Below are 11,894 nucleotides of genomic sequence, written 5' to 3'. Positions count from 1 at the left end.
GTGACGACAACTAATGGCTAAACATAATATTCTTGTTGTGGACGATGAACCGGAGATTCGCGAAGCGCTCGTGATTTACTTGAAAAGCGATGATGTAGATATATTTACGGCTTCTAACGGCCTTGCGGCCCTGGAAATCCTTGAACGGGAAACCATTCATCTCATTCTAATGGATATCATGATGCCGCAGCTTGATGGAATCAAGACGACATTTAAAATCCGTGAAAATAAAAATATACCGATCATTATGCTTTCTGCCAAGTCGGAGGATGCCGATAAGATTCTGGGCCTCAACGTTGGAGCCGATGATTATATAACGAAGCCCTTCAATCCTCTCGAGCTGGTTGCTAGAGTCCGATCTCAACTGCGCCGGTTTACAAACTTAGGTTCCTTCCAGTCAGACAGGGAAGAGATCATTCAAGTAAGAGGACTCGTGCTAAACAAAAGCTCGAAGACTGTTGAGGTAGATGGAGAGGATGTCAGACTGACCGCGAAGGAATATAAAATTTTGGAGCTGCTGATGGAAAACAAGGGCAGAGTATTCTCGATCGAAGAGATTTATGAGCTCGTATGGAATGAACCCATCTTTGCTTCAGAGAATACGGTTGCCGTACATGTTCGAAATATTCGGGAGAAAATCGAAATCAATCCCAAAGACCCGAAATATTTAAAGGTGGTATGGGGAATTGGATACAAAATTGAGAAAAAGTAAAGTAGACCGGCGTTTCCTGGTTGACCTTATTGTCTTCATTGTCGCCGTTATCTTATGGAGCTTTGCGGTGATAGAGTACTCATACGCGTTTGGGCTGAATCTGGATTTTTCAATTCTGAGCTTCGTCCAGAAACTGCTTGCCGTTATTATCCTCGGCATCTTGTCAGGCAGATTGTTTCTTTATTTCAATGCGCCTCCGAATGAGCGCTCCTTATGGCACGGCAGTGTGCTGATAGATTACTTCCATATGTGGAGAACCGGTATCAGAAACAGTCTGCAAAACTGGAGAATAACACTTGGCCTTATGATCTTGTTTTTATTAACTGCGATAGCCGGCATTTGTGCTTGGTTAGCTGCCACCTATTACAGCAGTTACCAACTGAGCTGGTTCATGCTGTATGAACTGCTCTATGTACTGGTCGTGGTTCCATATATCCTTGTCAAGCTCAGACGTTTCGTCGCCATTCTCAACGGCAGCAAAGAAATTTCCGAAGGGAATATTCAGAATGCGATTCAGGATACCGGCAAGGATGCTCTATCCCAGCTTGCTGATTACATTAACAATATGAAAGTAGGGTATCAAAGCGCGCTGGAGAATCAAATGAAGAGCGAACGGTTAAAAACAGAGCTGATTACCAACGTATCGCATGATTTGAAGACCCCCCTTACTTCTATTATCAACTTTGTCGATTTATTAAAAAAAGAAGCGTATCCTACGGAGACCGCCCGATCCTATATTGACACCCTGGACCGCAAGGCGCTGCGGCTGAAGCTGTTGATTGAAGACCTGTTCGAAGTTTCCAAGATGGCCAGCGGCACCGTAGAGCTGGATATAGCGTACGTCGATGTGGCAACCTTGTTGACGCAGTCGATTGCTGAGTCCAATACCAATATGGGACAAGCGTCGCTCGTGATCCGGGAGAGAATCGCGAACTTCCCTATTCATGCGTATTTGGACGGCAATAAAATGTGGCGTGTATTCGAGAATTTAATTGGCAACGCGCAGAAGTATTCGCTTCCAGGAACCAGAATCTATATTTATTTGGACGAAACAGAAGATCAGGTAGTATTCAAAATTCAAAACACCTCTGCGTATGAGATTGATTTTGCTGCGGAAGAGCTATTCGAACGCTTCAAAAGAGCGGATGTATCCCGCCAGACGGAGGGCTCCGGACTAGGACTGGCCATTGTAAAAAGCATCGTTGAGCTGCATGGCGGAGAGATCAAAGTCGAGATTCACGGCGATCAATTTAACGTTATTCTGCATTTACCCAAGCAACGCTTCAGTTATCGCGAAAAGCTATGACCGATCATGCTTTTTACATATAACCTGCATTCTTTGCCCTCATGCTATACTCAGTACACTAAAAAGTTGTAAGGAATTAAGCTGCATCCGTTCTACAGGAAGAGGTCCAGGAGCATGAGCACGGTAAAACCATCCTGTCCTATGATCCAATGGGTGTGGTGGCAGCGATCAGTCCGATTGCGTTATCTACGATTAAAATCGCTCCTGCCTTACTTGCGGGCAATACGATTGTGCTCAAACCGAGTCCGTTTGCGCCACTGGCGGCGGCGAAGGTAGCAGAGCTGATCGCAGGCGAGTTCCCGGCGGGTGTCATCAATGTCGTTCATGGGGATGCAGATGTAGGCATTGAGCTGACTCCATTCGACGATGTAGAGCAGGTCATTCATCTGCACAATGAGAGCATCTATGGATTGACGAGCTCGGTCTGGGGGCGGGAAGAGGAGGCCATCTTGGTCGCACGACAGCTCGAAGCGGGCACGACCATGATCAATACCGCTGCTGTGCAGGGGCTTGATGTCCGCTTCCCGTTCGGTGGCTTCAAGCAGTCCGGTATTGGCCGTGAATACGGCGCGGAGGGCATCCGCACGTATACAGAGCTGCATGTGATCAACGTTCCGAAGACACTGGATCTTCCTTATATCCCAGAGTGAACAAAACACCTTCAAGAGAATGAGCTCTGTCGTAAGATAGAGAGATCCTTGGAGGTGTTTTTTGCGTTGGCAACTAGAGTGAGTTACCCGGTAGACCAGCATTACGAACGATTTAGGAAAGCTGCTGCAAACTGGGTGTTTGCCGTTACTAGGACAGATATCCCAACATAGACATAAGCTGATGAGAAATGCTTATGTCATGTGTAGGGATGGTGTAATATAGATGGCACAAAAGTTGAAAAAGAAAAGTACGCGGTTAACCGGAAGGGTCGTTATTCCAGGCAATCCGTCGTACAATACGGCTAGAATGGAGTTCAATAGGCGCTTCTCTAAATTTCCAAGGGTCATTGTTTTTTGCCAACGAACTCAGGATGTGATCAACGCAGTCAAATGGGCACGTGAGCGGGGCATACGGCTGCGGGTACGTAGTGGACGGCATAGCTATGAAGCCTTCTCGGCTGTAAGTGGCGGTATTATTATCGATGTGAGCGAGATGAATAAGGTTAAGGTTGATCGGAAAAACAGAGTGGCCATTGTCCAAACGGGTAATCCGCTTGCCCGTGTGTACAAAAAGCTGTGGAATAAGCGGGTGGCAATTCCGGCGGGGACTGCTCCGGATGTAGGCGTAGCTGGGCTTACCCTTGGAGGGGGCATTGGACTACTTTCCCGCAAATTTGGACTTACGTGCGATAACTTGAAGCAAGTGAAGATGGTCGTAGCTTCGGGGCGATATGGGGCAAAGACGATTGTGGCAAACAGGAAAAAGCATTCCGATCTGTTGTGGGCATCACGAGGCGGAGGGGGAGGGAACTTTGGTGCTGCTACAGAATATACATTTCGGGTTAGACCGATTTCATCGGTTTCTATATACAGTATTACGTGGAAATGGCGTGATCTTGAGAAGGTGTTCCCGGCTTGGCAACGCTGGGCCCCATCTGTCACGAACCGTCTAACCTCAACTATTGAGGTGGCTGCCAAACAGGTGGGAACCATTGTATCTACCGGGCAATTGCTTGGCGGTGCAGAGGAGCTGCGCCGATTGATTAGACCGCTCTTGCGAGCAGGCACTCCGGTGAAGGTGATGGTGAAGACAGTGCCTTTTATTGAAGCAACCAAATTTTTTGCCGAAGCGGACCTGAATTTGGAACCAAAGTTTAAAATAACCGGGGCCTACGGATTCCATCCATTGCCGCCTGAAGGAGTACGAATTATACGCGACTTTTTATCTAAAGCACCCAACAGGCACTCTAGCGTGTGGAGCCAGAGCTTAGGTGGTGCAGGAAGCGCGGTGAGTCGAGTATCGCCTGCTGAAACGGCCTATCCTCACCGGAAGGCTGAGACAATCTATGAACTGTCAGCCCGGTGGAGAAACAGCAGGGAGCAGGAGCGGAATATTCAGTGGGTGGAAAGGTTCCGCAGAGCGTTGCGTCCCTTTGTTAAAGGGGATTATGTGAATTTTCCCGATTTGCAGATTAAGAACTGGCCCAAGGCGTACTATGGTGAGAACTTTGGCCGATTGAAGCAGGTGAAGCGAAAGTACGATCCTCATAATGTGTTTCGTTTTGCTCAGAGTATTCCAGTCGGTAAACAGATCAGAAAATGACAATATGTTCTCCACGGTGAATTTGGAAAACTAATCAACAAAGATGCGGCTGGAGCATAGTACACTAAATCGGGTCGTATCTTTGTTAACAATCATTAAGCAAACGGGCAGTTTTTTGGAGAAACCTGATATTATTAAGGAGCGGGACTGCTCAAAGTATGGGTTAAAGGAGATAAAATCATGAAGAAAAAGATTGCTTGTTTACACGCCCACTATTCAAATATTCAGTATATTCAAAACGCTCTTACCTCTGATGAGTTGGAATTGGTTCATTTTGTGGATCCTGGTTTGATGAGTAGAATTACATCAGATAAAAATTTCGATGAAGGACAAGCCAAAAATAAAGTCATCGAACAAATAGAATGGATATCACAAGCAAGTGTTGAGGCTATTCTTATCACATGTACTAATTATATTGCTCTTCTTGAAGAAAACCGGCTTCATACATCTATTCCTATAATAAAAATTGATGAGCCTTTCTTTAGTTCGGTCTGCAGTATTACAGAACCACAGGTTCTATTATTCACTAATCCAGCAACCGTCGCAGGGACAATGAGCAGGCTTAATGAATTTGCTTCTATACAGGATAAGCCAATTCATATTGAGGCACGTGTCATAGAGAATACATTTGAGCTAATCATGCAAGGTAAAAATGAGCAATACGTTGAAGAATTATCAGCTCGTTGCTCAACTAACGGGGAATGTGGACGTTAGGCAGACAACAATAAACCGATCAAAATCCTTAGTGGACTTTGATCGGTTTATTCCGTATTTTTCCGAAGAAAAATCGAACGAAATATTCTTTATTCCCCAATATATAGTGTAAGACCGAAGGGAGGGGTGATGAATGGAGCATCCAAAAGAATATTCTCAGCTCATTACGCTTACGCTAGCCGGCAGTCGTGAAGCATTTAGTGAGCTATATGAAGCTACGATTAGGGATGTATATCAAACCGTTCATTTCCTCGTTCGCGAAACATCTGAGGTGGATGATATCGTTCAGGAGATTTATATTCAAATGCGCAGATCTCTTGACCATTTTGACATCAGTCGTCCCTTTAGACCCTGGCTTATGGGAATAGCAGTGCGACAAATTCATGCCTACCGGAGAAAGAGATGGACGCATCTCCGAGTTCTCAAAAAGGCAGAGCAGGTCAATTTGGTGGTGGAGCCTGAATTCACAAATAAGGTTGTGGACAAGATCTCCAACCACTCCTTGCTTGCTAGCGTAGATAGTCTTCCGTATAAGCTGAAGCAGGTGATTATTCTGCATTATTTAAATGAATTATCGCAGGAAGAAAGTGCTGCAATCCTTGAGATCCCTCTGGGTACCGTGAAATCCCGTATTCATGCTGCACTGCGCAAGCTTCGTCAGAAGCCAGAGAATCAGACTCTTTTTAAGGGAAAGGTAGAGGATCTGCATGAATTTCAATGAAAAGCTGCGAACAGTTCTGCAGGAAGAGGCCAGAAATTTAAATGCCCCACCGGAACTGAAGGAGAGAATACTAAATCAGACCGTAACCGGACAAGGGGGAAGACGAATGAAAAAGAAGTGGATCGTAGCAGGCGTTTTGGCAGCTACTTTATTAATTCCTACTGGAGCGTTTGCCGGATATCATTATCTGGCGGATAGTATGTATGGTTCGAAAGAAGCAGCTGCTACGATTGGCCTAAGCCAGCAGAAATATGAGGAGTTAGAGGCTAAGCTGCAGAGGTTGAAGCATAATTTTAGCGAGGAAGAAGCTGCCAAGGTTATGTCTTTATTGAAGGAATTAGGCGATTACAATCTGCTGGCGGCAGATTCCAAGGGGATTTTTCACATAGAACAGCTTGATGCAGAAGAACAGAAGGCTTACCAGAAATTACTGGTGGAGCTTGAACCGTATTTCAAGGAAATGAACGAAACGGATAAATCCAAGACAAAGGCATCTGGCACAGATCGTGGCGCTTTCTGGGATAGCTTGCTTGAGAAGGCTGAACAGAGGCTTACAGAACAGGAGTATAGGGAGCTTGAACCCATAATAAATCAGTTAAAAAGCTATGATGTCAAGGTAACTGATCCAGACGGAAGTGTTCATATGGATCGGCTGTCGACAGAAGAAATACAAGATCAACAGAAGTTATTGGAGGCGCTCACCCCTTATGTTAATAAGCTTGACATAATGGTTAAAAAAAGCTCTTAACCCTTACTCTCTCAGTATGGCTTGAAAACCAGTCATTATGATCCAAAACTCGCAGAAGCTTTATTTAGCAGCAAACTTTTCACGTTCCGCTCAGCAGTAATGAATAACAATGATGAGATCGGACGGAAGGATGAAGTGGAAACGGTACCGTCCTTTAAAAGGACGGTACCGTTTCCAGTTGTACAGTTTAGTTTCGTATGCAGCGTTAATGTTATCCGCGCGATTTAGACTTCGGCTTCTCCAACCGGCTACGTTCACGCATAGCGTTAATTTGCCTTGCAGCTCTTTCATCCCGGCGGCCTTGTCTTGTTCGGAGCTGGCTCAGCATAACGAGCAGGCCCAGGGTGCCGAGTACATATGAGATGATGGGCTTCACTTCATTCCACAGGTTGACCCCGGCCAGAAGTAACACTGCGCCAATGATGGTGGCAATCATCCGCTGTGTATTTTTATTTTGCGTCTCGATTAATTTTTGTTCAAGGGAGCTCGACAGCTTGACCCTTAAGCCTCCGCTATCCATTTTATCGATTGCCGAAATAAACTTCTTGGTCGTCGGAAGGATGTCTTTGAGCATACCCTTGCCATCCTCGATAACTTTGGAGATGACGCTTCCCCGCAGATCGCGGCGCACTACCTGTTCCACATAAGGCTTAACCGTCCCGACCAGATCAAGCTCAGGGTCCAGTCCGGTACAGAGGCCGTACACGGTGCCTATGGCTTTGCCCAGGAATGTAGTATTAGCAGGTAACTGAAATGGCTGGGAGTAGAGGAAATTGCGCAATTCTTCCACATTGTCGCCGGAGGTCACAAAACTCAGATCGAACGTATCCCCGTTGATTTGTTCGAATAATAAGGTAAGATTCCTTGAGAATACCTCCAGATCTACATTCCTTCTTAGAAATCTCAAACGGGTGAGGGCATCGATGGCGCCGTGTGCGTCTTTCAAATATACGGCCAGCAGAAGGGCGACCATCTGGGTCTTCATATCCCCGGGAATCCGCCCGACCATTCCAAAATCGATTAAGGCAATGGTGCCGTCAGGCTGCACGAGAACATTGCCCGGGTGCGGGTCGGCGTGAAACAGCCCGTTCAATAGAATCTGTTCCACGAACATTTCGATCAGCGACGTTGCCAGTTGGGTCCGGTCCACACCCCAAGCCTCAAGCGTGGCGGAATCATTGATTTTGACACCCTCCATAAACTCCATGGTCAGCACCTGCGAAGTGGTACAGGACCAATGAATGTGTGGAATTACGACATCCTTCCGGTGGGCTAACTGCTGCTTGAAATCTTCTGCATTATGCCCTTCTTGCTGATAGTCGAGTTCTTCCATAATGGTGTCATGAAACTCTTCATATACCGCATCGAGATCCATGAAGTCTGTAATGATCTTCTGGCGTTTCAATAACGAAATGGCGACCTGGATGGACTTCCAGTCAATCGCGATAATATCTTCGACCCCGGGACGCATCACCTTCACGGCGACTTGTTCGCCTGTCCGTAAGGTTGCCCGGTGGACCTGTCCGAAGGAAGCTGCTGCAATGGGAGTCGCGCTGAACTCAGCAAACCTCTCGCTGATGGATGCTCCGAGCTCACGCTCTACCTTCTGCCGGATCTCGGAGAAATCTACGAATTCTACGGAATCCTGCAGCTTGGACAATTCCTCGATAACTTCCTTCGGCAGCATATCCACCTGCGCACTCACATGCTGCCCAAGCTTGATAATTAATCCGCCCATATCCATGGCAGTGGTCGTGAAATAGACTGCCTGTTTGCGGTATAAGGCTTTGGTTCTCGCTGCAAAGCGCCGCCGTGACATCAAGTACTTCAGCTTGCCCAGCCACCAGAAATCCCAGGCGAACTTGAAAATCATCCCCATGGTTCTTCTGAACCGTACATCCTTCATTAATTTCAGGAATTCGCTCATTGTTGTTCATCTACCACAGAGTCATTATGCTGCATCCCAGATCTCTCCTTCTAAAATCCATCTGCCTAACTGTATGATATTTCATACCAGACAGATATACAATTACAGGCTTGGACTTCTGGCATCTGATGACTGCGGTTCGTCCCGGAACGCCCGGCGGCCGAGCAAACCGACGCAGAAAGCCAGCGATGTCAGAACCGCCGCCAGCAGATACAGGTTGACGATCCCGAACCGTTCGGCCAGTCCCGCCATGACCAGCAGCGAGATGCAGAACACCAGATGCAGCAGCGAGGCTTGCGCCGACAGCACCTTGGGCAGCATCTGCTTGCTGGTGCTGCGCTGGATGAGGGTACGCCGGTTAATCACCGACAGCTCCGTGAATGGTCCCGTCAGCAGAACAAGTATCAGCGCTACATAAGGCTGGGTATTCAGAGCATACATCAGGGTGAGCAGGCTGTAGCCTGCCATACCGATGAGCATCGCTCCCAGGTAACGGTTGCCGATGAGCCGCACTGCCGACAGGACCAGCAGCCCGCCGCCGACCGTTCCGGCAAAATAGGCTGCGTTAATGAAGCCCCACCATTCCTCGCCTTGCTTCAGCGCCACCTGGACGAAGGCCAATGTGAACGCGCCGACCCAGACTGAGCCGCCTAGCATGTCGATGATGTCCATGAAGGTCAGCATCCGCAGGCGGGGCATCCGCCAGATGACTTGCCAGCCTTCAGTTAAGGTCTTCCATCGCGAAGAAGCTGCCTGTTCAGAGTCCGCCGGCTGCCCCTGCATCTGGACACTTGCCTCTGCCGGCTCTCTGACGCCAAGCGTAAATGCGGCCGCCAGCCCATAGATGGCCGCTGTCATCAACAGCGCCGGGCTGGGCCCCAGGAACGCGACCAGCAGGCCGCTCAGTCCCCAGCCCGCAAACTGCACCACCTGGTCGCTGACGCTGATCAGCCCGTTGGCACGGAGCAGCCCCTCCTCCTGCGTGACAAGCCGCGGCACCAGCGCATTGCGGGCCGGAACGGTCCAGCCGTCCAGGAAGGACATGACGAAGACCAGGGCAAAGACCAGTGTGAGTGAAGCAGCCGCGCCGTTAAGCTGCAGATACAGAGCCAGCAGCACAAACAGCAGGAACTGGCCAGTCTGTGAGATCAGCAGCAGCGAGGGCAGCTTGATCCGGTTGATAAGCAGCGGGGCGATGAAGCCGCTCACGATCTGGGCCGAGCTGCGCATCAGCGGCATCAGCGCCGCCGAGACAAGTGAATCTGTGCGGTCCAGCACCAGCACCGTCAGCGCCATAATATACAAGACATCAGCGGCATTCGCCGCCGTCTGGGTCGTCCAGAGATAATAGAAAGAACGTGTTAACAAGCGTGGCTTCAAGGAAATCCGGGCCTCCATTTCTGCATCCATAACCTCAAATGCAAGATAAGGATAACAATAATGGAAATTTTAGAGTTTGACAAACCTCAGAGGAAATATGAAGGCGTTACATGGTTCATTTCATATGACGGGTTAACGCCCAGAATAGCAGAGCCAGCGCACTGACCGTTGCACCGAGCAGGCATACCCCGCTCCAGCCCCAGTATGCATACATACTGGTAGAGGCAATCGATCCGGTGGCGCTGCCGATCGAATAGAAGACCATGTAACCGGCAGTAAGCCTGCTGCGGGCTTCCGGGCGCAGAGTAAGGATCATGCTCTGGTTGGTGACATGTACGGCTTGTACGGCCAGGTCAAGCAGGATAATCCCAATGATTAACGCAAACAGCGAATGCGGCGTATAACTGATTGGCAGCCATGAGAGAAGTAGCAGAGATAGCGCCACGCCGGTGGTCTTTTGCCCCAACCCCCGGTCGGCCAGACGGCCTGCCCGTGCTGCTGCCAACGCCCCGGTAACTCCGGCGAGGCCAAACGCTCCAATCGCCGTATGGGACAGAGACAGCGGAGGAGCACTTAGAGGAAGCACCAGGGAGGTCCACAATATACTGAAGGCGGTGAAAATCAGCAGGCATAACACGGCACGGACGCGCAGCAGCCGTTCCTCTGCGAACAGCGTGAACAGCGAACGGAGAAGCTGCAGGTAGGATAAGGACTCTCTCCGGGGCTCCGATTGCGGCAGCACTCTAAACAATACACCTGCCATGATTAGCGTGAGTCCCGCTGAGACCAGATAGACAGACCGCCAACCGGCCAGATCGGTTAACACCCCGGCGAACGTCCGCGCCAGCAGAATCCCAATGACAATTCCGCTGGTCACCACCCCCACCGTGCGCCCGCGTTCGGATGGGGCAGCCAGGGTGGCTGCGAACGCAACGAGCGTCTGGGTCACTACCGCAAGTAATCCTACTGTAGCAATACCTATGAATAACACCATGCTGGTGGGGGCGGTGCCCACTACAATCAATGCCAGCACGGACACCAGCATCTGTCCAGTGATCAGCCAGCGCCGGTCCAGCAGATCACCTAGCGGTACCAGCAATAGGAGTCCAAGGGCGTAACAAATCTGAGTAATGGTAATCACAATGCCGACCGATGAATGCGTAATCCCGAACTCGCTGGAGATCGCGTCGAGCAGGGGCTGCGCGTAATAGATGTTGGCAACGGCCAGTCCGCAGGTGATGGCGAACAGAAGTGCTACCCTGCGGGACATTAAAGATTCAGGTGCTGGCCCGGAGGGTGCGGGAATGGCTTGCGGTTCTTTTACAAAGTTCACCAGAGATAACGCCTCCTTCGACATAGGGATATAATAACGTACTGATTGGTATGAAATAATTCTTGATAAATATACCGCTAACAAAAATTAATTGTCAAGGGGAAACCGGAAAGAGTCGGATATAAATTGCTCTAATTGACAAGGGCGACTTCGCCAAATACAATCATAATATACCATTCGTTATGAAATGAGGGAGGTTCTATGGCCCGGCCGCGCGAGTTTGATGAGGACAAGGCGCTGGATGCAGCGCTGCATGTATTTTGGGAAAAAGGGTTCGAGGCTGCCTCCTTAAGCGACTTAACCGCAAGAATGGGCATTCAGCGCCCAAGCCTATACTCTACCTTTGGAGACAAAAAGGGATTATTTGAAGCTGCACTGCGTAAATATACAGGTTCCCACGCGGCCTATGTCCGCACCAGTCTGCAAAAACATCCTTCAGTGAAAGAGGCATTCCGTAGCTTTTTTGAAGATGTGGTGGCGAAAGAATATGAGAAAAGCCCCAGCTGGGGGTGCTTCTGCATCAATTCAATGGTGGAGCTTGCCCCCCATGATGAGAAATTTGCGGTCCTGACCAGAGAACATCAGATGTATCTCTCGGTCATATTCCAGGAAACGCTTGAACGGGGCTTGCGGTCAGGAGAGCTTAATGCCGGGATTAACGCCAAGAGTCTAGCGCAGACACTGGTCATTTCGTTAATAGGACTCACGGTGTTCCTGAAATCCCGTCCTGATCGAACAGTCATTGATCATTTTGTGCAAGAGATTCTTACCTTAGTAACCATATCCTAATCAAAAGAGGG

At 49.0% G+C, this 11,894-nt stretch carries 10 protein-coding genes and 1 pseudogene; 8 read left to right on the top strand and 3 right to left on the bottom strand.

What is annotated here, in order from left to right; all coding sequences use genetic code 11:
* Positions 1–13: 13 nt before the first annotated feature.
* The 7 genes and pseudogenes from MHH28_RS22055 (at position 14) to MHH28_RS22025 (ending at position 6,454) form a co-directional block, all read left to right on the top strand.
* The gene (locus MHH28_RS22055) at positions 14–712 is read left to right on the top strand and encodes a response regulator transcription factor (protein WP_339221266.1); all 699 of its coding nucleotides are present in this window, start codon (positions 14–16) and stop codon (positions 710–712) included.
* Entirely contained in the window at positions 699–2,018 is a 1,320-nt protein-coding gene (locus MHH28_RS22050) for a sensor histidine kinase (protein WP_405105572.1), read from the top strand. Before MHH28_RS22055 ends, MHH28_RS22050 begins: the two co-directional genes overlap by 14 nt.
* Positions 2,019–2,098: 80 nt before the next feature.
* A pseudogene (locus MHH28_RS22045) lies at positions 2,099–2,668 on the top strand (aldehyde dehydrogenase family protein); the annotation flags it as partial.
* 223 nt (positions 2,669–2,891) lie between these two features.
* Positions 2,892–4,271, top strand: a complete 1,380-nt coding sequence (locus MHH28_RS22040) for an FAD-binding oxidoreductase (RefSeq protein WP_405105569.1) — start codon at positions 2,892–2,894, stop codon at positions 4,269–4,271.
* Positions 4,272–4,451: 180 nt separating this feature from the next.
* The gene (locus MHH28_RS22035; RefSeq protein ID WP_405105567.1) at positions 4,452–4,985 is read left to right on the top strand and encodes a hypothetical protein; all 534 of its coding nucleotides are present in this window, start codon (positions 4,452–4,454) and stop codon (positions 4,983–4,985) included.
* A 133-nt stretch (positions 4,986–5,118) separates the two neighbouring features.
* A complete protein-coding gene (locus tag MHH28_RS22030; RefSeq protein WP_405105565.1) occupies positions 5,119–5,706 on the top strand; it encodes a sigma-70 family RNA polymerase sigma factor in 588 nt (195 codons plus the stop codon).
* Positions 5,693–6,454 carry a DUF3600 domain-containing protein gene (locus MHH28_RS22025; RefSeq protein ID WP_405105563.1) on the top strand — a complete coding sequence of 254 codons (762 nt, stop codon included), beginning with the start codon at positions 5,693–5,695 and terminating at the stop codon, positions 6,452–6,454. The genes MHH28_RS22030 and MHH28_RS22025 overlap by 14 nt, the downstream gene beginning before the upstream one ends.
* A gap of 211 nt (positions 6,455–6,665) precedes the next feature.
* Here the strand turns inward: MHH28_RS22025 and MHH28_RS22020 are convergent, their stop codons facing one another.
* From MHH28_RS22020 to MHH28_RS22010, 3 genes are all read right to left on the bottom strand, one after another.
* Positions 6,666–8,381 (bottom strand): ABC1 kinase family protein, encoded by a 1,716-nt coding sequence (locus tag MHH28_RS22020; protein WP_405105561.1) that lies wholly within the window; start codon positions 8,379–8,381, stop codon positions 6,666–6,668.
* Between the two features lie 102 nt (positions 8,382–8,483).
* The gene (locus tag MHH28_RS22015) at positions 8,484–9,761 is read right to left on the bottom strand and encodes an MFS transporter (protein WP_379254351.1); all 1,278 of its coding nucleotides are present in this window, start codon (positions 9,759–9,761) and stop codon (positions 8,484–8,486) included.
* A 115-nt stretch (positions 9,762–9,876) separates the two neighbouring features.
* Positions 9,877–11,031, bottom strand: a complete 1,155-nt coding sequence (locus MHH28_RS22010; protein ID WP_405117209.1) for an MFS transporter — start codon at positions 11,029–11,031, stop codon at positions 9,877–9,879.
* A 264-nt stretch (positions 11,032–11,295) separates the two neighbouring features.
* Here MHH28_RS22010 and MHH28_RS22005 point away from each other — a divergent pair, with 264 nt between their 5' ends.
* A complete protein-coding gene (locus MHH28_RS22005; RefSeq protein ID WP_405105558.1) occupies positions 11,296–11,883 on the top strand; it encodes a TetR/AcrR family transcriptional regulator in 588 nt (195 codons plus the stop codon).
* Positions 11,884–11,894: the final 11 nt, after the last annotated feature.

This window comes from Paenibacillus sp. FSL K6-1217, assembly GCF_045040735.1.
GTDB lineage: Bacteria > Bacillota > Bacilli > Paenibacillales > Paenibacillaceae > Paenibacillus_AQ.
Note: the sequence above shows the minus strand (reverse complement) of the source record. Positions and strands in the feature narration are given on the sequence as shown.

What these genes read in the sequence shown, in the direction of transcription:
- MHH28_RS22010 (WP_405117209.1), bottom strand. Translation starts at nt 11,031, where the DNA reads ATGTCCCGCAGGGTAGCACTTCTGTTCGCCATCACCTGCGGACTGGCC.
- MHH28_RS22020 (WP_405105561.1), bottom strand. Translation starts at nt 8,381, where the DNA reads ATGAGCGAATTCCTGAAATTAATGAAGGATGTACGGTTCAGAAGAACC.
- MHH28_RS22055 (WP_339221266.1), top strand. Translation starts at nt 14, where the DNA reads ATGGCTAAACATAATATTCTTGTTGTGGACGATGAACCGGAGATTCGC.
- MHH28_RS22005 (WP_405105558.1), top strand. Translation starts at nt 11,296, where the DNA reads ATGGCCCGGCCGCGCGAGTTTGATGAGGACAAGGCGCTGGATGCAGCG.
- MHH28_RS22040 (WP_405105569.1), top strand. Translation starts at nt 2,892, where the DNA reads ATGGCACAAAAGTTGAAAAAGAAAAGTACGCGGTTAACCGGAAGGGTC.
- MHH28_RS22035 (WP_405105567.1), top strand. Translation starts at nt 4,452, where the DNA reads ATGAAGAAAAAGATTGCTTGTTTACACGCCCACTATTCAAATATTCAG.
- MHH28_RS22030 (WP_405105565.1), top strand. Translation starts at nt 5,119, where the DNA reads ATGGAGCATCCAAAAGAATATTCTCAGCTCATTACGCTTACGCTAGCC.
- MHH28_RS22025 (WP_405105563.1), top strand. Translation starts at nt 5,693, where the DNA reads ATGAATTTCAATGAAAAGCTGCGAACAGTTCTGCAGGAAGAGGCCAGA.